Source organism: Pseudomonas sp. H1_F01, assembly GCF_054681425.1.
Map to the genome: position 1 here is coordinate 2935692 of NZ_CP162823.1, position 20757 is coordinate 2956448.

Annotated in this window: 19 protein-coding genes; 7 read left to right on the forward strand and 12 right to left on the reverse strand. The window is 61.5% G+C overall.

From position 1 onward, the window contains the following. Positions 1 to 18 precede the first annotated feature (18 nt). Positions 19 to 843: a helix-turn-helix transcriptional regulator gene (locus AB4O09_RS13630; RefSeq protein WP_223470570.1), complete on the reverse strand. Its 825-nt coding sequence runs from the start codon at positions 841 to 843 to the stop codon at positions 19 to 21. Between the two features lie 138 nt (positions 844 to 981). Between AB4O09_RS13630 and AB4O09_RS13635 the strand changes: the two genes are divergently transcribed. Further along, positions 982 to 1944 (forward strand): GGDEF domain-containing protein, encoded by a 963-nt coding sequence (locus tag AB4O09_RS13635; protein ID WP_223470571.1) that lies wholly within the window; start codon positions 982 to 984, stop codon positions 1942 to 1944. A gap of 181 nt (positions 1945 to 2125) precedes the next feature. Here the strand turns inward: AB4O09_RS13635 and fabI are convergent, their stop codons facing one another. The 8 genes from fabI to gloB all read right to left on the reverse strand — a co-directional run bounded on the left by fabI (position 2126) and on the right by gloB (position 12903). Next, positions 2126 to 2920, reverse strand: coding sequence for an enoyl-ACP reductase FabI (fabI, locus tag AB4O09_RS13640; protein WP_003202751.1), 795 nt, complete (start codon positions 2918 to 2920; stop codon positions 2126 to 2128). 19 nt (positions 2921 to 2939) lie between these two features. Then, the gene (locus tag AB4O09_RS13645; protein WP_003202738.1) at positions 2940 to 4550 is read right to left on the reverse strand and encodes an ABC transporter ATP-binding protein; all 1611 of its coding nucleotides are present in this window, start codon (positions 4548 to 4550) and stop codon (positions 2940 to 2942) included. 1 nt (position 4551) lies between these two features. Continuing rightward, entirely contained in the window at positions 4552 to 5571 is a 1020-nt protein-coding gene (locus tag AB4O09_RS13650) for an ABC transporter permease (RefSeq protein WP_003202737.1), read from the reverse strand. Between the two features lies 1 nt (position 5572). Beyond that, entirely contained in the window at positions 5573 to 6646 is a 1074-nt protein-coding gene (locus tag AB4O09_RS13655; protein WP_003202736.1) for a microcin C ABC transporter permease YejB, read from the reverse strand. 4 nt (positions 6647 to 6650) lie between these two features. Then, on the reverse strand, positions 6651 to 8504 hold the full coding sequence (locus AB4O09_RS13660) for an extracellular solute-binding protein (RefSeq protein WP_027911845.1): 1854 nt from the start codon (positions 8502 to 8504) through the stop codon (positions 6651 to 6653). Beyond that, positions 8501 to 10333, reverse strand: coding sequence for an extracellular solute-binding protein (locus AB4O09_RS13665; protein WP_003202734.1), 1833 nt, complete (start codon positions 10331 to 10333; stop codon positions 8501 to 8503). Before AB4O09_RS13665 ends, AB4O09_RS13660 begins: the two co-directional genes overlap by 4 nt. Positions 10334 to 10587: 254 nt before the next feature. Beyond that, positions 10588 to 12036, reverse strand: a complete 1449-nt coding sequence (locus AB4O09_RS13670) for a transglycosylase SLT domain-containing protein (RefSeq protein WP_027911846.1) — start codon at positions 12034 to 12036, stop codon at positions 10588 to 10590. Positions 12037 to 12135: 99 nt separating this feature from the next. Then, positions 12136 to 12903 carry a hydroxyacylglutathione hydrolase gene (gene gloB, locus AB4O09_RS13675; protein ID WP_003202730.1) on the reverse strand — a complete coding sequence of 256 codons (768 nt, stop codon included), beginning with the start codon at positions 12901 to 12903 and terminating at the stop codon, positions 12136 to 12138. Positions 12904 to 12968: 65 nt separating this feature from the next. Between gloB and AB4O09_RS13680 the strand changes: the two genes are divergently transcribed. The 4 genes from AB4O09_RS13680 (at position 12969) to AB4O09_RS13695 (ending at position 16065) form a co-directional block, all read left to right on the forward strand. After that, a complete protein-coding gene (locus tag AB4O09_RS13680; RefSeq protein ID WP_003202728.1) occupies positions 12969 to 13727 on the forward strand; it encodes a class I SAM-dependent methyltransferase in 759 nt (252 codons plus the stop codon). Between the two features lie 87 nt (positions 13728 to 13814). After that, positions 13815 to 14267, forward strand: a complete 453-nt coding sequence (gene rnhA, locus AB4O09_RS13685) for a ribonuclease HI (protein ID WP_003202727.1) — start codon at positions 13815 to 13817, stop codon at positions 14265 to 14267. Between the two features lie 244 nt (positions 14268 to 14511). Beyond that, complete coding sequence (dnaQ, locus tag AB4O09_RS13690; protein WP_013693564.1) at positions 14512 to 15273, forward strand: DNA polymerase III subunit epsilon; 762 nt, start codon at positions 14512 to 14514, stop codon at positions 15271 to 15273. Positions 15274 to 15450: 177 nt separating this feature from the next. Next, positions 15451 to 16065, forward strand: a complete 615-nt coding sequence (locus tag AB4O09_RS13695) for a GNAT family N-acetyltransferase (protein WP_003202723.1) — start codon at positions 15451 to 15453, stop codon at positions 16063 to 16065. Here AB4O09_RS13695 and AB4O09_RS13700 read toward each other — a convergent pair. Together AB4O09_RS13700 and AB4O09_RS13705 are read right to left on the reverse strand one after the other, a co-directional pair. Beyond that, complete coding sequence (locus tag AB4O09_RS13700) at positions 16031 to 16924, reverse strand: LysR family transcriptional regulator (protein ID WP_003202721.1); 894 nt, start codon at positions 16922 to 16924, stop codon at positions 16031 to 16033. The two genes, AB4O09_RS13695 and AB4O09_RS13700, sit on opposite strands and share 35 nt — an antisense overlap. Before the next feature lie 86 nt (positions 16925 to 17010). Then, complete coding sequence (locus AB4O09_RS13705; protein ID WP_003202719.1) at positions 17011 to 17274, reverse strand: hypothetical protein; 264 nt, start codon at positions 17272 to 17274, stop codon at positions 17011 to 17013. A 185-nt stretch (positions 17275 to 17459) separates the two neighbouring features. Between AB4O09_RS13705 and AB4O09_RS13710 the strand changes: the two genes are divergently transcribed. Beyond that, positions 17460 to 18017 carry an NADPH-dependent FMN reductase gene (locus AB4O09_RS13710; protein WP_003202716.1) on the forward strand — a complete coding sequence of 186 codons (558 nt, stop codon included), beginning with the start codon at positions 17460 to 17462 and terminating at the stop codon, positions 18015 to 18017. A gap of 288 nt (positions 18018 to 18305) precedes the next feature. After that, positions 18306 to 19589, forward strand: coding sequence for an arsenic transporter (locus tag AB4O09_RS13715; RefSeq protein ID WP_003202715.1), 1284 nt, complete (start codon positions 18306 to 18308; stop codon positions 19587 to 19589). Between the two features lie 121 nt (positions 19590 to 19710). Here AB4O09_RS13715 and AB4O09_RS13720 read toward each other — a convergent pair whose 3' ends face one another. Beyond that, complete coding sequence (locus AB4O09_RS13720; protein WP_027911847.1) at positions 19711 to 20679, reverse strand: DUF1853 family protein; 969 nt, start codon at positions 20677 to 20679, stop codon at positions 19711 to 19713. Between the last annotated feature and the right edge of the window lie 78 nt (positions 20680 to 20757).

Consider the following 20757-nt stretch of genomic DNA (forward strand, 5'->3'; position numbering starts at 1 on the left):
CGGTCAGGTGGTGCGGTATCAGCCGCGATATTGCCCGGGCGTAGCCGCCAGGTGTTGCTTGAAGGCACGCTGGAAATGCGCCTGGTCGGCAAACCCGCTGTCCAGCGCCACGTCGGCGATCAGCTTGCCTTCGCGCAATTGGCGCCGGGCAAACTGGATCCGGCGGTTGACCAGGAAGGCGTGGGGCGTCATCCCGTAATGGCGCTTGAAGGCTCGGCTCAGGTAGGACGGCGACAGTTGCGCGGCGGTGCAGATGTCTTCCAGCTTCAAGGCTTCGCTGCAATGGTCGTGGATAAACTGCGCCGCACGCATGAGGCCTGGATGACTGCCCCGGTCCGGGCGACCGGCAGGGTTGAGCCGTTGCTGCAGGTCGATAAAAAATGCCTCGGCGGCGGCGTGCTTGTGGTGCGTGTCGAGCTGCTCATCCACCAATTGCTCATACAACCTTCCCAATGCGGCAAACAGCTCCACATCGCGGCTGTGCGTGGTGGCGAAGCCCTGGAAATCCAGGCTTTCGTCAAAGCCGATACGGCGCTGCAAGTCTCTGAGCCACTGGGTGTCGACGTACAACATCACGTAGGACCACGGCTGATCGTCGATCGGGTTGCACGCGTGGACGTCGCCCGGGTTCATCAGCACCACCGTGCCGCTTTCCACCTGGAAATTCGAGCGTTCGTGAACGTAGGTGCTGCGCCCGGCGGTGATCGCGCCGATGGAAAAGTGGTCATGGGAATGGCGCGAATAGCAGACCTTGCGTCCATCGCCGATGGCCCGGGCTTCGATGAAGGGCAGGGCCGCGTCGCGCCAGAAGCGTGGGGCGTCGTCATGGGGGGCGTGCTTCATCGGTCAGCGTCCTCGTCTTGAACCTGAGTGGCAGTGTATTAGTCCTGACCGGTAAATGCCCGTCGGATTTAGCCCGTTCGGTTTGAAGGGCTGGGGTCCTGGACTAGACTTCATGAAGTCCTGCCAATGGAGTTTCCGATGCTTGCGCCACGCCAACCGGACGACGAAGCCGCTCGCCTCAAGAATCTGCACTCGCTCAAGCTGCTTGATACCGCACCCGAAGAGCGGTTTGACCGCCTGACCCGCCTTGCCCGACGCCTGTTTGACGTGCCCATCGCGCTGGTGTCGCTGGTGGACGCCAATCGGCAGTGGTTCAAGTCCAGCGCCGGCCTGGACGCCAGCGAAACCTCGCGGGAGATTTCCTTCTGTGGGCATGCGATTTTGCAGGATCAGATCCTGGAGATCTGCGACGCGGAACAGGATGAGCGCTTCCACGACAACCCACTGGTCACGGACAAGCCTGGCATTCGCTTCTATGCGGGGCATCCGCTGGGGATGGAGGACGGCAGCAAGCTCGGCACGTTGTGCCTGCTCGACACCAAGCCGCGCAAGCTCAATGACGAAGAGCGCGAACTGTTGCGCGACTTGGCCCGCATGGCCGAGCAGGAAATGGTCGCGGTGCAGATGGCGAGCATGGACGAGCTGACGCTGCTGTCCAATCGGCGTGGCTTCAGGATGTTGGCCCAGCATGCGTTGAATGTGTGTGATCGCTTGTCGCGACCGGCGACGCTGCTGTTCTTCGATCTCAACGACTTCAAGCCGATCAACGACCGTTATGGGCACGCCGAGGGCGACAACGCGCTGAAAACGTTCGCCGATGTGCTGCGTATCGCCTTTCGCGAAAGTGATGTGATCGGCCGCCTGGGCGGTGACGAATTCGTGGCGTTGCTCACCGGTTCTTCCCATGTCGAGATAGCGGCAATCATGGCGCGGCTCCAGGAAATCCTCGATGAGCGCAATGCGATGTTGCAGCGTGGCTATGACATTCGTTTCAGTGTCGGCCAGATCGAGTACGACCCCCAGCGTCATCAGTCGATCGACCTGCTACTGGCGGACGCGGATGCGGCGATGTACACACAGAAACAGGCGCTACGCAGCTAGCACAGGCTGATCCCTGTGGGAGCGAGCTTGCTCGCGAAGGCGTCGGCACAGTCAATATCAATGCCAGCAGACCCACCGCCATCGCGAGCAAGCTCGCTCCCACAGGGGGGGTTGCAGTGGGCATAAAAAAACGCCGCATGGCCTTTCCAGGACAAGCGGCGTTTTTGCTGCAACGTGAAGATTACTCTTCGATGTTGCCCATGGCGGTGGTGTTGAAGCCGCCGTCCACGTACATGATTTCACCGCTGATGCCCGACGCCAGGTCCGAGCACAGGAAGGCGCCGGCGTTGCCGACTTCTTCGATGGTGACGTTGCGACGCAGCGGGGTTTGCGCTTCGTTGGCGGCCAGCATCTTGCGGAAGTTCTTGATGCCGGAAGCGGCGAGGGTGCGGATCGGGCCTGCCGATACGCAGTTGACGCGGGTGCCGTCCGGGCCCAGGGAGCCGGCCAGGTAACGGACGCCGGCTTCCAGCGAAGCCTTGGCCATACCCATGACGTTGTAGTTCGGCATGGTGCGCTCGGCGCCCAGGTACGACAGGGTCAGCAGGCTGCCGTTGCGGCCTTTCATCATTTCGCGACCGGCCTTGGCCAGGGCCACGAAGCTGTAGGCGCTGATGTCGTGGGCAATGCGGAAACCTTCGCGGGTGGTGGCTTCGGTGAAGTCGCCGTCCAGTTGGTCGCCCGGGGCGAAGCCCACGGAGTGCACGATGCAGTCCAGGCCATCCCACTTCTTGCTCAGTTCTTCGAAGACCTTGGCGATTTCTTCATCGCTGGCCACGTCGCACGGGAAGCACAGCTCAGGGCTCGAACCCCAGCCTTGTGCGAACTCTTCGACACGACCCTTGAGTTTGTCGTTCTGATAAGTGAAGGCAAGCTCAGCGCCCTCGCGATGCATGGCGGCGGCGATGCCGGATGCGATGGACAGCTTGCTGGCGACACCGACGATCAGTACGCGCTTACCGGCGAGAAAACCCATGTGTTGCTCCTCTTTCAGGTTATTCGGCAGTTGTTGGGGCCAGGAAGGCGGCCTCCAGCAACTGCTGTGTATAGGGGTGCTGCGGCGCGGCGAATATGCTGCGGGCATCACCTTGTTCGACCACTTGGCCATGCTTGACCACCATCAACTGGTGGCTCAGCGCTTTGACGACAGCCAGGTCATGGCTGATAAACAGGTACGTCAGGTTGTACTTGGTTTGCAACGACCGCAACAGCTCCACCACTTGGCGTTGCACGGTACGGTCCAGGGCCGACGTCGGTTCATCCAGCAGAATCAACGCCGGCTTGAGCACCAGGGCCCGGGCAATGGCGATACGCTGCCGTTGCCCTCCGGAAAATTCATGGGGGTAGCGGTTCCGGGTTTCCGGGTCCAGGCCTACCTCCTTCAATGCCGCGATTATCGCTTGTTCCTGTTCGGCTTCGGTGCCGATCTTGTGGATCCGCAGGCCTTCGCCAACGATCTGGCTCACACACATCCGTGGGCTCAGGCTACCGAACGGGTCCTGAAACACCACTTGCATCTCCCGGCGTAGCGGCCGGACTTGTTGCTGCGTCAGGCTATCCAGCTGCTTGCCTTCGAAACGGATCCCGCCCTGGCTGCCGATCAACCGCAGGATTGCCAGCCCCAGGGTGGATTTGCCGGAACCGCTTTCGCCGACGATGCCCAGGGTCTGGCCCTGGGGCAGGCTGAAGCGGATACCGTCCACGGCCTTGATGTAGTCTACCGTGCGCTTGAACAGGCCTTTCTTGATCGGGAACCAGACTTTCAGGTCCTCGACCTGCAACAGCGGCGGGCCGACGACGTTGCTCGCCGGGGTGCCGCTGGGTTCAGCGCCCAGCAGTTCCCGAGTGTACGGATGCTGCGGTGCCCGGAACAACTCTTCGCACGATGCCTGTTCGACGATGCAACCGCGCTGCATGACACATACGCGATGCGCAATTCTTCGCACCAGGTTCAAATCGTGGCTGATCAGCAGCAGCGACATGCCCAATCGCGCCTGCAATTCCTTGAGTAATTGGAGGATTTTCAGCTGGACGGTGACGTCCAGTGCGGTGGTCGGCTCGTCGGCAATCAGCAGTTCCGGCTCGTTGGCCAGGGCCATGGCGATCATCACCCGCTGGCGCTGGCCGCCGGACAGCTCGTGGGGCAGGGCCTTGAGGCGCTTGTGGGGCTCGGGAATGCCGACCAGCTCCAGCAACTCAAGGGTCCGGCGGGTCGCGACCTTGCCGCTCAGGCCCTTGTGGATGCCGAGCACTTCATTGATCTGTTTTTCAATGGAGTGCAGCGGGTTGAGGGATGTCATCGGCTCCTGGAAAATCATCGCAATCCGGTTGCCACGGATATGACGGATGGTTTTTTCCTTCAAACCCAGCAAATTCTGGCCGGCGTACTGGATGGTCCCGGTGGGGTGATGGGCCAGCGGGTAAGGCAGCAACCGCAGGATCGAATGGGCGGTAACCGATTTGCCCGAGCCGCTTTCACCCACCAGGGCCAGGGTTTCGCCGCGCTTGATATCGAAGCTGACCCCCTCGACCACGCGCTGGCGGCGTTCGCCGACAATGAACTCCACCGCCAGGTCGCGTACTTCGATCAGATTGTCCTGGTTCATTTCACTTCCTCGGATCGAAGGCATCGCGAGCGGACTCGCCGATGAACACCAACAGGCTCAACATCAGGGCCAGCACGGCGAACGCGCTGATGCCCAGCCATGGCGCCTGGAGGTTGGATTTGCCCTGGGCCACCAGCTCGCCGAGGGACGGCGCGCCTGGCGGCAGGCCGAAGCCGAGGAAATCCAGGGCGGTGAGGGTGCCGATGGCGCCGGTGAGGATGAACGGCATGAACGTCATGGTCGAGACCATGGCGTTGGGCAGGATGTGGCGGAACATGATCGCGCCGTTCTGCATGCCCAGCGCCCGGGCAGCTCGCACGTATTCCAGGTTGCGCCCGCGCAGGAACTCGGCACGGACCACATCCACCAGGCTCATCCAGGAAAACAGCAGCATGATGCCCAGCAGCCACCAGAAGTTGGGCTGGACGAAACTGGCCAGGATGATCAGCAGGTACAGCACCGGCAACCCGGACCAGATTTCCAGGAATCGTTGGCCGGCCAGGTCCACCCAACCGCCATAGAAGCCCTGCAGGGCGCCGGCGATCACGCCGATGATCGAGCTGAGCACGGTCAGCGTCAGGGCAAACAGGACCGAGATGCGGAAGCCATAGATGACCCGGGCCAGGACATCGCGACCCTGGTCGTCAGTGCCCAGCCAGTTCACGGAAGAGGGCGGCGCCGGGGCCGGGACCTTCAGGTCGTAGTTGATGCTCTGGTAGCTGAACGGAATCGGTGCCCACAGCACCCAGGCGTCCTTGGCCGCCAGCAGTTCGCGGATATAGGGGCTCTTGTAGTTGGCTTCCAGCGGGAATTCGCCGCCGAACGTGGTTTCCGGGTAGCGCTTGAGGGCCGGGAAGTACCAGCCATTGTCGTAATGCACCACCAGCGGCTTGTCGTTGGCGATCAACTCGGCGCCCAGGCTCAGCCCGAACAGGATCAGGAACAGCCACAGCGACCACCAGCCACGCTTGTTGGCCTTGAACAGTTCGAAGCGGCGGCGATTGAGAGGGGACAGGTTCATCTCAATGCTCCCGGCTTTCGAAGTCGATGCGTGGATCGACAAAGGTGTAGGTCAGATCGCCGATCAGTTTCACCACCAGCCCCAGCAAGGTGAAGATGAACAGGGTGCCAAACACCACCGGGTAGTCGCGGTTGATGGCCGCTTCGAAACTCATCAGGCCCAGGCCATCGAGGGAGAAGATCACTTCCACCAGCAGGGAGCCGGTAAAGAAAATCCCGATGAATGCCGAAGGGAAGCCGGCGATCACCAGCAGCATGGCATTGCGGAATACGTGGCCGTAGAGCACTCGATGGCGGGTCAGGCCCTTGGCCTTGGCGGTGACCACGTATTGCTTGTTGATTTCGTCGAGGAAGCTGTTCTTGGTCAGCAGGGTCATGGTGGCGAAGTTACCGATCACCAGGGCGGTGACGGGCAAGGCCAGGTGCCAGAAGTAATCGAGGATCTTGCCACTCATGCTCAATTCGTCGAAATTGTTGGAGGTCAGCCCGCGCAACGGGAACCAGTCGAAATAGCTGCCGCCGGCAAACACCACGATCAGCAGGATGGCGAACAGGAATGACGGGATCGCGTAGCCGACGATGATGGCCGAGCTGGTCCAGACATCGAAATGGCTGCCGTGCCGCGTGGCCTTGGCGATCCCCAGCGGGATCGACACCAGGTACATGATCAGCGTGCTCCACAACCCCAGGGAGATGGACACGGGCATCTTTTCCTTGATCAGGTCGATGACCTTGGCGTCGCGGAAGAAACTGTCGCCGAAGTCCAGGTGGGCGTAGTTCTTGATCATGATCCACAGGCGTTCGGGTGCCGACTTGTCGAAGCCGTACATGCGCTCGATTTCCTTGACCAGCCCCGGGTCCAGGCCCTGGGCGCCGCGGTAGGAGGAGCCTGCCACCGACACTTCGGCACCGCCGCCGGCAATGCGGCTGGTGGCGCCCTCGAAGCCCTCGAGCTTGGCGATCATCTGTTCCACCGGCCCGCCGGGCGCGGCCTGGATGATGACGAAGTTGATCAGCAGAATGCCGAACAGGGTCGGGATGATCAGCAGCAGTCGCCGAAAAATATAAGCCAGCATTTCGTTACTCCACGCTCGCAGGGGCGGCGATTTGCTGCTCGATGACCTGCTTCTCTACTTCATCGGCCGGCTTGACCTCCGGCTTGACCCACCAGGTGGTGGTGCCGATGTCATAGGTGGGCGTGATTTTCGGATGGCCGATGTGGTTCCAGTAGGCCACGCGCCAGGTCTTGATGTGCCAGTTCGGGATCACGTAGTAGCCCCATTGCAAGACCCGGTCCAGCGCACGGGCGTGGGCCACCAGGCTCTTGCGCGAATCGGCGTTGATCAGTTGTTCCACCAACTGGTCCACGGCCGGATCTTTCAGGCCCATGGTGTTGCGGCTGCCGGGCTTGTCGGCGGCGGCGGACATCCAGAACTCGCGTTGTTCGTTACCCGGCGAACTGGATTGCGGGAAGCTGCCTACCACCAGGTCGAAGTCCCGGGAGCGCACGCGGTTGATGTACTGGGACACGTCCACGCGGCGGATCACCAGGTCGATGCCCAGGTCGCTCAGGTTGCGCTTGAACGGCAGCAGCACCCGTTCGAACTCGGTCTGGGCCAGCAGGAACTCCAGCACCACCGGTTTGCCCTGGGCATCGACCATCTTGTCGTCGACGATGCGCCAGCCGGCCTCTTGCAGCAATTGGTAGGCCTTGCGCTGCTGGTCGCGGATCATGCCGCTGCCGTCGCACATCGATGGCTGGAAGGCGTCAGTGAAGACCTGTTCGGGAATCTTGCCGCGCAGGGGCTCGAGGATCTTCAACTCGTCTTCGCCGGGCAGGCCGGTGGCAGCCATTTCCGAATTCTCGAAATAGCTGCGGGTGCGGGCGTAGGCGCCGTTGAACAGTTGCTTGTTGGTCCACTCGAAGTCCAGCAGCAGGCTCAAGGCCTTGCGCACCCGTATGTCCTGGAAGATCGGCCGGCGCAGGTTGTAGACAAAGCCTTGCATGCCGGTGGGGTTGCCGTTGGGGATCTGTTCCTTGATCAACCGGCCTTCGGTCACGGCCGGGATGTTGTAGGCATTGGCCCAGTTCTTGGCGGTCATCTCCAGCCAGAAATCGAACTGCCCGGCTTTCAAGGCCTCGACCGCGACGGTGTTGTCGCGGTAGTAATCGGTAGCCAGTACGTCGAAATTATAGAAACCGCGATTGACCGGCAGGTCCTTGCCCCAGTAGTCCTTCACCCGCTCATAGCGGATCGAGCGTCCGGCCTTCACTTCGGCGACCTTGTAGGGACCGCTGCCCAGGGGGATCTCCAGGTTGCCCTTGCTGAAGTCGCGCTCGGCCCACCAGTGTTTCGGCAATACCGGCAGTTGGCCGAGGATCAACGGCAGCTCACGATTGTTAGTGTGCTTGAACTTGAACAAAACCTTGAGCGGGTCTTCGGCGATGACGTCGGCGACGTCGCTGTAATAGCCGCGAAACATCGGCGCGCCGTCCTTGGTCAGGGTCTGGAAGCTGAAGACCACGTCCTCGGCGCGCACCGGATGACCATCGTTGAAACGGGCTTCGGGACGCAGGTAGAAACGTACCCAGCCATTGTCCGGGGCTTTCTCGATTTTTTCGGCGATCAGGCCATATTCGGTGAACGGTTCGTCCAGGCCCTGCTTGGCCAGGGTGTCGTAGATCAGGCCGATGTCGTCGGCCGGTACACCTTTGCTGATGAACGGGTTGAGGCTGTCGAAGCCGCCAAAACCGCCCTGGCGGAAGATCCCGCCTTTGGGCGCGTCCGGGTTGACGTAGTCGAAATGCTGAAAGTTCGCCGGATACTTCGGCGGCTCGTTGTACAAGGTCACGGCATGCTGCGGCGCGGCACAAGCCAGCCCGGCGAATAACAGGCTGCTGGCCTGCAGGAGCAGGGCACGTAGAGGCTTCATTGATCTTTCTCCGAAGATTTCAGCCACCATGCGCTCAGGCCCAGGGTGTAGGGCGGCGTGGTGACGAAGGCGAACCGGTTGCGGTACGCCAGGCGATGATAATTGAGATACCAGTTGGGAATGCAGTAATGCTGCCACAGCAGCACGCGATCCAGGGCCTTGCCGGCGGCGACCTGTTCGTCGCGGGTCTGGGCGGCGAGCAGCTTTTCCAGCAGATGATCGACCACAGGGTTGGCGATCCCGGCGTAGTTCTTGCTGCCCTTGACCCCGACCTGGCTGGAGTGGAAGTACTGCCATTGCTCGAGGCCCGGGCTGAGGGTCTGGTTCAAGGTCAGCAGGATCATGTCGAAGTCGAACTGGTCCAGGCGCTGCTTGTACTGGGCGCGGTCCACCGTGCGCAGCCGGGCCTGGATGCCGATGCTGGCGAGGTTCTCGACGTAGGGTTGCAGGATGCGCTCCAGGTTCGGGTTCACCAGCAGGATTTCGAAGCTCAGGGGCTGGCTGTCGGCGTTCAGCAGGCGTTGGCCGTTGAGGCTCCAACCGGCTTCCTTCAATAACCCCAGGGCTTTGCGCAGGGTTTCCCGGGGGATGCCGCGACCGTCGGTCTTGGGCAAGCTGAAGGGTTCGGTGAGCAGTTTGGGCGGCAATTGTTCCCGGTATGGCTTGAGCAGCAGCCATTCATGGCCCACCGGCAGGCCGGTGGCGGAAAACTCGCTGTTGGGGTAATAACTGAGGGTGCGCTTGTAGGCGCCGCTGAACAGGGTGCGGTTGGTCCACTCGAAATCGAACATCAGCCCCAGGGCTTCACGTACCTTGACCTCGGCAAACGTGCCGCGTCGGGTGTTCATGAACAGGCCCTGGGTCTGGGTCGGGATCTGGTGGGGAATCTGCGCCTTGATCACGTCGCCGCGCTTGATCGCCGGAAAGTCATAGCCGTTGGCCCAGTTCTTGGCCTGGTGTTCGATGTAGATGTCGAACTCGCCGGCCTTGAAGGCTTCGAAGGCAACTTCGCTGTCACGATAGAACTCCACGTCCATGCGGTCGTAGTTGTACTTGCCACGATTGACCGGCAGGTCCTTGCCCCAGTAATCCTTGACCCGTTCGAACACCAGTTGGCGGCCTGGTTGCACTTTGGTGATGCGATACGGCCCGCTGCCCAGGGGCGGTTCGAAGGTCGTTGCCTTGAAATCGCGGCCTTTCCAGTAATGCTGGGGCAACACCGGCAGTTCACCCAGGCGCAGGATCAGCAGCGGATTGCCCGCGCGCTTGAAGACAAAGCGGATTCTCAGTGGATTGAGAATGTCGACACGCAGCACTTCCTGCAGGTTGGTGCGGTATTGCGGGTGACCGTCCTTGAGCAGCGTCCTGTAGGAGAACGCCACGTCATAGGCGGTGATGGGCACGCCATCGTGAAACCGCGCTTCGGGGCGCAGGTTGAACACCACCCAACTGCGGTCTTCGCTGTATTCCACCGACTGGGCGATCAGGCCGTAGCTCGACGTCGGTTCATCACCGGACGGCGCGTACTGGCCGGTGCCGACCATCAGTGGTTCGTTCAGCTCATTGATGCCGTATTGCAGGAAATTGGGTGTAGAAACCGGGCTGCTGCCCTTGAACGTGTAGGGGTTGAGCGTATCGAAGGTGCCGAATGCCATGACTCGCAAGACACCGCCCTTGGGCGCTTGCGGGTTGACCCAGTCGAAGTGGGTGAATCTGGCCGGGTACTTGAGCGTGCCGAACTGCGCATAGCCATGGCTTTCGCTGATGGTTGCGCTGGCGGGAGAGCTCAAGGCCAGGCTGATCAGGAGCAAGAGGAGGGGACGTATCAAGTCTGAGATCCGATCCAGGCGGCTTGGGCTTTTATGGCCTGTACAGTAACAGCTTGTATCGGCAGGAAAAAGGCGGGGTTTAGAGGGGATGCCAGTCAGCTAAGCGGATACCTGTGGGAGCAAGGCTTGCCCGCGATGAACGATATCGCGGTTCAACTGTTAAACCGCGGTGTGGCCATCGCGGGCAAGCCTTGCTCCCACAGGCCTTGCCCCCACAGATGAGTCCCCTCACCACACAACGCTCCCCGGTCACCTCAGTGCGGGGAGTAGACCGTCAGCATCTGCCCAGGCTTGAGTGCCTTGCCCATCCGTGGGTTCCAGCGCTTGAGGTGCTGCATTTCCACGTTGAAACGCTTGGCGACGACGTACAGCGAATCACCTTGCTTGACCTTGTATTGGGTCTGCTTCTTCTGGTCCTTGCTATTGGCGGCCACCACGGTGCTGATGCGCTTGCTGGTGGCCTTGCTGGCCTTGGCGTCCTGCATCACCAGGGTCTGGCCGACCTTGAGCTTGTTGCCGCTGAGTTTGTTCCAGCGTTGCAGGTCTTTGGTCTGGACGTTGTTGGCCTTGGCGATCTGGGCGAGGTTTTCGCCGCGCTTGACTCGGTAGGTACGCCGGGCGCCTTCCACGTCGCTGTCGTCGGCTGTCTCAAACACCGGCTTGAGCGAGCGCTGGCTGATCAGCTCTTCGGGGCGCATGGTCGACAGGCTGGCGGTCAGCAACTGGGCCTTGGACGTGGGCACCAGCAGGTGCTGGGGGCCGTCGATGGTGGTGCGCTGCTTGAAGGCCGGGTTGAGCTGGAACAGCTCGTCTTCGTCGATGTTGGCCACCGCCGCGACCTTGGACAGGTCCATGCGCTGGTTGATCTCGACGACCTGGAAATAGGGTTCGTTGGCGATCGGGTTGAGGTTCACGCCATAGGCATCGGGCGAGAGCACCACCTGGGACAGCGCCAGCAACTTCGGCACATAAGCCTGGGTTTCGCTGGGCAGCGGCAGGTTCCAGTAGTCGGTGGGCAGGCCAAGCTTCTCGTTGCGCTCGATGGCGCGGCTGACCGTACCCTCGCCGGCGTTGTAGGCGGCCAGCGCCAGCAACCAGTCGCCGTTGAACATGTCGTGCAGGCGCGTCAGGTAGTCCAGGGCGGCCGTGGTGGAGGCGGTGATATCGCGACGCCCGTCATAGAAGCGGGTCTGGCGCAGGTTGAAGTAACGCCCCGTGGACGGGATGAATTGCCACAGGCCCACTGCGTTGGCCCGGGAATAGGCCATGGGGTTGTAGGCACTCTCGATCACCGGCAGCAACGCCAGCTCCAGCGGCATGTTGCGCTCTTCGAGGCGTTCGACGATGTAATGGATGTACAGGCTGCCACGCTCACCGGCGTTTTCCATGAAGGAAGGGTTGCTGGCGAACCACAGGCGCTGTTGCTCGATACGTGGATTGACGCCGGCCGTTTCCTGCAGCTGGAAACCCTGGCGCATGCGCTCCCAGACGTCCTGGGGTACTTGAGGGCTGGGTTTCTCACTGAGCCATACCGGCTTCTGTTTGGCGCGAGCGGCGATATTCGGCGTGTGCGCCGCGTCGGTCTGCGGCAGTTGGCTCGTGCTCTGGCAGCCCGCCAATGTGGCGGACACGGCCACCGCAATGGCTTGAGCCAAGCGGGTCAATGTGTCTGACTGGACGGACCTGCGTATAGATGACGACATTGGCTGGAAGTAAGTTCCGGGCAAAAATGTCGGCCGATTCTAGGAAGCGCACCCCAACAGGTCAACCTTTCAGAATTTTTGTATCAATCGATAGCTGCCTTAGAACGTATCTTTCCAAGCCCTCAAGGCCGCAAAAACCTCACTCGGCGTCTGGTTTCGCTGGCCGTTCCGTTCGTCTGCTTTTTGTTTAACAGATGTTTCAGTCGTGCGCAGGAACGGGTTGGTGAGTTTTTCCAGGGCCAGGGTCGAGGGTAGCGTCATGATGCCTTCGCTGCGTTGCCGGCTGACTTTTTCCAGGCGGGCGGCGACGTCCGGGTTGCCGGGCTCCACGGCGGCGGCGAACTTCAGGTTGCTGAGGGTATATTCATGGGTGCAGTAGACCAGCGTATCTTCAGGCAGGGCGGCGAGGCGACTGAGCGAATGGTGCATTTGCGCAGGCGTGCCTTCGAAGAGCCGGCCGCAACCGGCGGCGAACAGGGTGTCGCCACAGAACAGCAGGCCGTGATGGTAGTAGGCGATGTGCCCCAGGGTATGGCCAGGCACGGCATAGACATCGAAGTCCCAGCCGAGCACGCTGACCGTGTCGTTGTCATGCAGGGCCTTGTCCCGCGCCGGGATGTTTTCGCTGGCCGGACCGTAAACGGTGGCGTTCGTCGCATTCTTCAGCGCCTGGACGCCGCCGACATGATCATGGTGATGATGGGTGATCAGGATGTCGCTCAGGACCCAGCCCGGATGGGTCTCGAGCCAGGCCTGCACCGGCGCGGCGTCACCCGGGTCGACCACGGCGCAGCGCTGGGTGGCGTGGTCCTGTAACAACCAGATGTAGTTATCGGTGAATGCGGGCAGGGCACTGATCTGTATCATCGTGGAATTCGCCAAGCGGAAAACAAAGGCGCATCTTAGAACTTCCTGACGCGTTGGAGAATGCAATGACCGATGAAGCGTTCGCTCAGGCTGATCCTGACTGGCTGGCGTTGATCAGCGCCGCCCGTGAATGGCTGTCCGGCCCTGTCGGGCAATTTTTGCTGGAAGAAGAACGGCACATGCTCGAAGACGAGTTGGGCCGGTTCTTCGGCGGCTACCTGGTGCACTACGGGCCTTCGGCGCAAACGCCGCCGTCGGCACCGCAAGTCCAGCGCAACGTGCGCCTGGGAGCGCCGTTGCCCGGGGTGGAAATCGTCTGTGAAGAGCAGGCCTGGCCGTTGAGCGAGCATGCCGCCGACGTGGTGGTCATGCAGCACGGCCTGGATTTCTGCCTGTCGCCCCACGGTCTGTTGCGTGAAGCCGCCAGCAGCGTGCGCCCTGGCGGGCACCTGTTGATCATCGGCATCAATCCCTGGAGCGCTTGGGGCTTGCGTCATGTGTTTGCCCACGACGCCTTGCGCCAGGCCCGCTGCATCTCGGCGTCGAGGGTCGGCGACTGGCTGAACCTGCTGGGTTTTGCGCTGGAGAAACGCCGCTTCGGGTGCTATCGTCCGCCGCTTGCGTCGCCCAAGTGGCAGGCGCGCCTGGCCGGCTGGGAGCGCAAGGCCGGTGACTGGCAGCTGTCCGGCGGCGGTTTCTACCTGTTGGTGGCACGCAAGATCGCGGTCGGGCTGCGCCCGGTGCGCCAGGCGCGACGCGAGCCGATGGGCAAGCTGATTCCCTTGCCAATGGCCAAGGTCAATCGTCGCCACATCGAGCCGTAACCTTTTTCGATGGTTCTTGCCGGCATTGGGCTGCGGGTGTTGTCGGGCCCGATCGGCGGGCCTTTGCATTTTTTTGGATAGATTGGCATGAGCGATAGCGTAGAACTCTTCACTGATGGCGCCTGCAAGGGCAACCCCGGTCCAGGCGGCTGGGGCGCGTTGCTGGTGTGCAAGGGCGTGGAGAAGGAACTCTGGGGCGGCGAAACCAATACCACCAACAATCGCATGGAGCTGATGGGCGCCATTCGTGGCCTGGAAGAGCTCAAGCGGCCTTGCGATGTGTTGCTGGTGACCGACTCGCAGTACGTCATGAAGGGCATCAACGAGTGGATGGCGAACTGGAAGAAACGTGGCTGGAAGACGGCGGCGAAGGAACCGGTAAAAAACGCCGACCTCTGGAAGCTGCTGGATGAACAGGTCAGCCGCCACAACGTCACCTGGAAATGGGTGCGCGGCCACATCGGCCACCACGGCAACGAACGGGCCGACCAGTTGGCCAATCGTGGGGTCGATGAGGTTCGGGGCTTCAAGCAGGCCTGATTCAGCCGGATGTACCCTCCTGTGACGAGGCGCTTGTGTGGGAGCAAAGCTTGCTCGCGACACAGGCGCCCCGGTTTTCCTGAAAGACCGCATGATCTTCATCGCGAGCAAGCTTTGCTCCCACAGTGTTTGCTTTCGCTCATCACTTGCTTCCACCAGCCTGGCTCCCAGGTAAATCCCCTTGCCACAAGAGCGTGTTAAGATCCGCGCTTTTGCAAGACTGCCCGCTGAGAGCTGAACACTGATGGCCAACAGATCTGTAGTACTGGATACCGAAACCACCGGCATGCCGGTGACCGATGGTCACCGGATTATTGAAATCGGTTGTGTCGAGCTGATCGGCCGGCGCCTGACCGGTCGCCATTTCCACGTTTACCTGCAACCGGATCGCGAAAGTGACGAGGGCGCCATCGGCGTGCACGGCATCACCAACGAATTTCTGGTGGGCAAGCCGCGTTTCGCCGAAGTGGCCGATGAGTTCTTCGAATTCATCCAGGGCGCGCAGTTGATCATCCACAACGCGGCGTTCGACGTCGGGTTCATCAACAACGAATTCGCCCTGATGGGTCAGCACGACCGGGCTGACATTACCCAGCATTGCACCATCCTCGATACCCTGATGATGGCCCGGGAACGTCACCCTGGGCAGCGCAACAGCCTCGACGCCTTGTGCAAGCGCTACGGCGTCGACAACTCCGGTCGTGAACTGCACGGCGCCTTGCTCGACTCCGAGATCCTGGCCGACGTCTACCTGACCATGACCGGCGGCCAGACCAGCCTGTCCCTGGCCGGTAACGCCTCGGACGGCAACGGTACCGGTGAAGGCTCTGGCAATCAGGCCACGGAAATCCGGCGTTTGCCCGCTGACCGCCAACCATCGCGGATTATCCGCGCCAGCGAGAGCGACCTGGCCGAACATGCCGCGCGTCTGGAAGCCATCGCCAAGTCCGCAGGTGCTCCGGCATTGTGGACGCAGTTGGCCGAGTCGCAGGCTACGGCGAACTGACCCGTTGCTCCCCTGTCACTCTCTTTCGTTTCATTTCTCGCCACAATCGCCACGACCTTCTAACCTGAGGTAACGGGCAGGCTACGGATCCCGCTTGATGTGTGAAGATTTGAAAGGCAAGGGCAATGGATGGCACCACGCCGTTGGTTGTCTCAAGGAATGAGGACCTTCCCCAGTATGCAACCGGTCATGAATCCCAAACACCCCGGGTTGTCGGTGCGCATCGTCGATGACGGCTTTGCCGCCTATATCTGGGGCAGTGACTTCAGCTTCGAAGTCAGCGACTACGCGACGGCGCAGATCGGCCGGCCCGTCAACCAATGGCCGGTGACGCCCATTGTTCCCTATCGCAAGTGCTATGGCATCGATCCCGAGGAATTCAGCAGCTTCCGCAATGCCCCGGACAGCGAGATCTTCATGGCTTATCTCGACGACCAGCCCGTGGGGCATCTGGTGGTCAGTACCAACTGGAACGGCTATGCCCACATCGACGAGTTGGCGGTGCATGCGCCAGCCCGTCGCCACGGGGTGGCCAAGGCGTTGCTCGATGTCGCCCAGTTCTGGAGTCGCAAGAAAAAACTGCCGGGCATCATGCTCGAGACCCAGAACAACAATCTGGGTGCCTGCCGGCTCTATGAGCGTTGCGGCTACGTGCTCGGCGGTATCGATCACCTGCGCTATCGCGGCATTGACCGGCATACCGACGAAGTGGCGTTGTTCTGGTACCGGCTGTTCGATGATCCGCTGGGCATGTCGATCAGTGGCTCAGCAACGCCTCGGCTTGTTCCGTAACCCGTTCCAGCAGCGATTGGACGGCGGGTGAGGGCTGCGTGCCGTTCAGGCTCAGGGCATAGAGACCAATCGCAATGGCGGGCGATACCGGGCAGACGTCCAGGCCACTGCCCTTGGCGCCTGAGGCAGTGAACGGGTCGACGATGGCAAGGCCTTCGCCGGCCTCGACCATGGCGCGCATCATCTGATGGGTCTGGACGCGGATCTGGATCATTGGCGCCGGACGCAGCGCCGCCAGTTTATGCTCGAAGGCAGGGCTCAGTGGGTCATGGCCATCCAGGCCTACCAACGGCTGGCCCGCCAGGTCCTGGAGCGAAATGTATTTCTGTCGTGGTTGCAGCCAGCCGTGAGGTGCCAGCAATTGCAGTTTGCCCTGGGCGATCATCTGGCAATGGATGTCGGGATGCTCGGGGTCGTGCAAGCTCAGGCCCAGGTCGCTTTCACGCAACAGCAGGCTGTGGACGATGTCGCGGGTCGGTTGGCTGAGCAGGGTGCAAGGCGCATCCGGATGGCGGCGACGCAGGGCGGCGATGCTCTGGGGCAGCAACTGCTGGGCCAGCGGCGGGGTGCAGATAATGCGCAAGGGTGGCGCCTGATAGTGTTTCAGGCTGCTGGCCAGGCGCTGCACCGGTTCGAGGGTGTCGTACACCCGCGTGATGCCGTCGCGCAGTTCGAGAGTTTCCCGAGTCGCCTGCAAGCGCCCGCGCACACTGGCAAACAGCATGAAGCCCAGCTGCGCCTCGGCATCGCGCAGGATCGCCTCGACCTCTGCCACTGGCAATTGCAGCCATTCGGCCGCCGTGCCGAGGTGGCCGGTCTGCAGCAGCGCCTGGATCACTTCGATGTGGCGTAAACGCATGCAAGAAGTCCGTGTTCGGCGGGTGAGTCATTGAGTGGCCGAATCCTAACCCAAGTTCGGGCGTGACTTCTGCTCATAACTGCCAGTTATGAAGCTATTTGCGTTTCGGTGGGTGCTTGAGCTTGCAGTGGCGTTTCCGGTTCGCGTGTCAATTCGACTTGAGATTGCACCAGAACAAATTTGCCGTCGTCGCGTTTGTTGACGCGATCGCCGATAGCCAGTTTATAGGTGGTGACAGGCTCCTTGCCGTTTCCGTCGGGCGACGGGGTCGATTCATGGAACTCATGCACCAGATAGACGCGACCTTCGACGTCCCGCGCATGAAATTGTCCGACAAGTACTGCTGCCATTGCTTAGAACCTCTGGAAATAAATCACTCGATTTGCGGTTCTGTAGACCCTGGTCAAGCGCGGTAAGTTTTCCTACATGAAAAAAATAGTCCAACCGGCCGGTTTTTGTCGCTCCACTGGTCCAATTGTCACCCCGATCATCTATAACTACAGGCTCCTTTGAGCCGACAGTCGAGAAGCCTCTCATGAGTAATGTCTACACAGTGGCCGTTTTAGTGGGCAGCCTGCGCAAGGCATCGATCAACCGTAAGGTCGCGCTGGCACTGGCTGACCTGGCGCCAGCCAACCTCAAACTGAACATCGTCGAGATCGGCGAGTTGCCGCTCTACAACGAAGACATCGATGTTTCCCCTCCGGCAGCCTACAGCACTTTCCGTCAGCAGGTGGGCGCGGCCGACGCTTTGTTGTTCGTCACGCCTGAGTACAACCGCTCGGTACCGGCGCCGCTGAAAAACGCCATCGACGTCGGCTCGCGTCCCTACGGCCAGAGTTGCCTGAGTGGCAAGCCGGGCGCGGTGATCAGTGCTTCGCCGGGCGCCATCGGTGGTTTTGGTGCCAACCATCATTTGCGCCAGTCGCTGGTATTCCTTGACGTTCCCTGCATGCAGCAGCCGGAAGCCTACCTGAGCGGTGCCGGGACGGCGTTTGACGAGGCGGGCAACCTGTCGGAGTCGGTACGGCCCTTCCTGCAGACGTTCATCAATGCCTACGGCAAGTGGGTCGAGCAACACAAGAAGGCTTGATCTCTTTGCACAGCTTCAAGCCAAGCACCTTTGTGGCGGAGTGATTTTCTGTGGGAGCAAGGCTTGCCCGCGATGGCCGCAGCGCGGTTTACCAGCTGAACCGCGATATCGTTCATCGCGGGCAAGCCTTGCTCCCACAGTGGGAAAGCCTCCCTCGCGACATCGGCCATTCATCTGCGCGCTTTACTGGATATTCGAATTTCCATATATTCGCCCCTTCGCACCACCAGGCCGTTCTTCGTCACGTCTGATTCCCACTTTTCTATCCTTCTTCCAAGGCTGTTGCGCATGCTGATCGCGTCATTGATTTTCCTGCTGACCATTACGTTGGTGATCTGGCAGCCCAAGGGGCTTGGCGTCGGCTGGAGCGCGACGCTCGGCGCGCTGCTGGCGTTGTTGAGCGGGGTGGTGCAGGTCGGCGACATTGCGCTGGTCTGGCAGATCATCTGGAACGCCACCGGTACGTTTGTCGCGCTGATCATCATCAGCCTGCTGCTGGACGAGGCCGGCTTCTTCGCCTGGGCGGCCTTGCACGTGGCCCGTTGGGGAAAGGGCAGCGGGCGCAAGCTGTTTGCGTTCATGGTGCTGCTGGGCGCGCTGGTGTCGGCCCTGTTTGCCAATGACGGGGCGGCGTTGATCCTGACGCCCATCGTGATTTCGATGCTGCTGGCGTTGCGGTTTTCCCCAGCGGCGACCCTGGCATTCGTGATGGGTGCCGGTTTCATTGCCGACAGCGCGAGCCTGCCGCTGGTGGTGTCGAACCTGGTGAACATCGTCTCGGCGGACTTCTTCGGCATTGGCTTCAACCGCTACGCGGCGGTCATGGTGCCGGTGAACCTGGTCAGTGTGGCGGCCAGCCTGGCGATCTTGCTGTGGTTCTTTCGTCGCGACATCCCGCGCGACTACGACCCCGCTCAACTGGATGATCCGGCGACGGCGATCCACGACAAGGCAACGTTTTATGCCGGCTGGGTGGTGCTGGTGATCCTGCTGCTGGGCTGCTTTGCGCTGGAGCCGCTGGGGATTCCCATCAGCGCGATTTCCGCGGTCTGTGCTGCGTTGCTGCTGGCTGTCGCGGCCCGCGGCCACAAGATTTCCACCCGCAAGGTGATGAAGGAAGCGCCCTGGCAGATCGTGATTTTCTCCCTCGGCATGTACCTGGTGGTCTATGGCCTGCGCAATGCCGGGTTGACCGGCTACCTGGCCCATTGGCTCGACGGCTTCGCCGAATATGGCGTGTGGGGTGCGGCCATGGGCACCGGCGTGCTGACGGCGTTGCTCTCGTCGGCCATGAATAATTTGCCGACGGTGCTGGTCGGCGCCTTGTCCATCGATGCCAGCCAGGCCACCGGGGTGGTGAAGGAGGCGATGATCTACGCCAACGTCATCGGCAGCGACCTGGGCCCGAAAATCACCCCGATCGGCAGCCTGGCGACTTTGCTGTGGCTGCATGTGCTGGAGCGCAAGAACATCCAGATCGGCTGGGGGTACTACTTCAAGGTCGGGATCGTACTGACAGTGCCGGTGTTGCTGGTGACATTGGCAGCGCTGGCGGTGCGGTTGTCACTCTAGACCGAGTTGGCTTCATCGCGAGCAAGCTCGCTCCCACATTGGAATGCATTCTCCTCTATGAATGTGCTCCCCTGTGGGAGCGAGCTTGCTCGCGATGAGGCCCTGGCAGACACTCCAAAACTCAGCTGTTTTGGCCCGGCACATCCGGCCAGAGATCGGCCACCAGGAACACCCGCTCGGCTTCTTCCCACTCCCCCTCGGCATTTTCAGTCAGGCGCACCATCAGTTGCGCTGGCGCCATCGGGTCAAGGTCCAGTCGCCAGGCGTCCAGTTGCGCGGTGCTCCAGGTCTGCTCCGCCGGATAATGCGCCGGGGCCAACCAGGCGGCGCGGGGCAGGGGTTGCCAGCGCCCAGGTGGGCGCTGGGCGACGAATGCAGGCCAATCCCGCTGATGCAGCCAACTGCCCCGCAAATGCCGGGGATGCGCACCGGTCGGCGGGTCGGCGTGGCCCGGCCAGGGGTAGAGCAGGTAGCCGCCGAGCCAGAGCTCGGAGCGGAACACCTCGAGGCCGGTCGGCTCAATGCCCAATGCTGCCAAGGCCTCGCGGCTTTCCGGGCGCGCCGAGATGGGGAGCTGGTGCTCGCGCAAATGCGCCAGTTTACGGTCGAGTCGGTCATGACAGCCCGGCCCGAGCCACTGCGCGGTGTCCCGGCCATCCCCTTGCTGCGGGCCGAGGTACAACTTGATCGCCAACTCCAGATGATGGATGCCGTCACGATCGCGCAGCAGCAGGTCCAGTTCGCCCAGCGTATGGCCTTCGTGGCGGATCGGCAGGTTCGCGGCAATCAGCTCGATGCCAGGAGCGTGCTGCACGGCAAACTGCCACAGCCTTTCGTAATACAGGCCCAGGCGTCGCGTCCGTCCCAGGGACAGGCAGTGCAGCAGCGGGTAGCTGTCGCGGTCCAGTTGTCGCAGCCAGTGCTCCAGCTGATCAGGCGCCTGTACCCAGTCGCTGCCGGCCAGGGGATGGCGCTGGGGCCAGGGCGTGTCGATGAGCATCGGCGGGGCGATGATCGCCCACGCGAGGTCGCGCACTTCGGGATGGCGAAGGCGGCGGGGCAAGTCCAGCAATTCAGGGAACAGGATCATTTTGCGAGCATAGCTGCTGCGAAAGGCTTAAAGGATTTTGTCTATGGAGCGCTTTCGCCCATAATCGTGGTTTTCGCC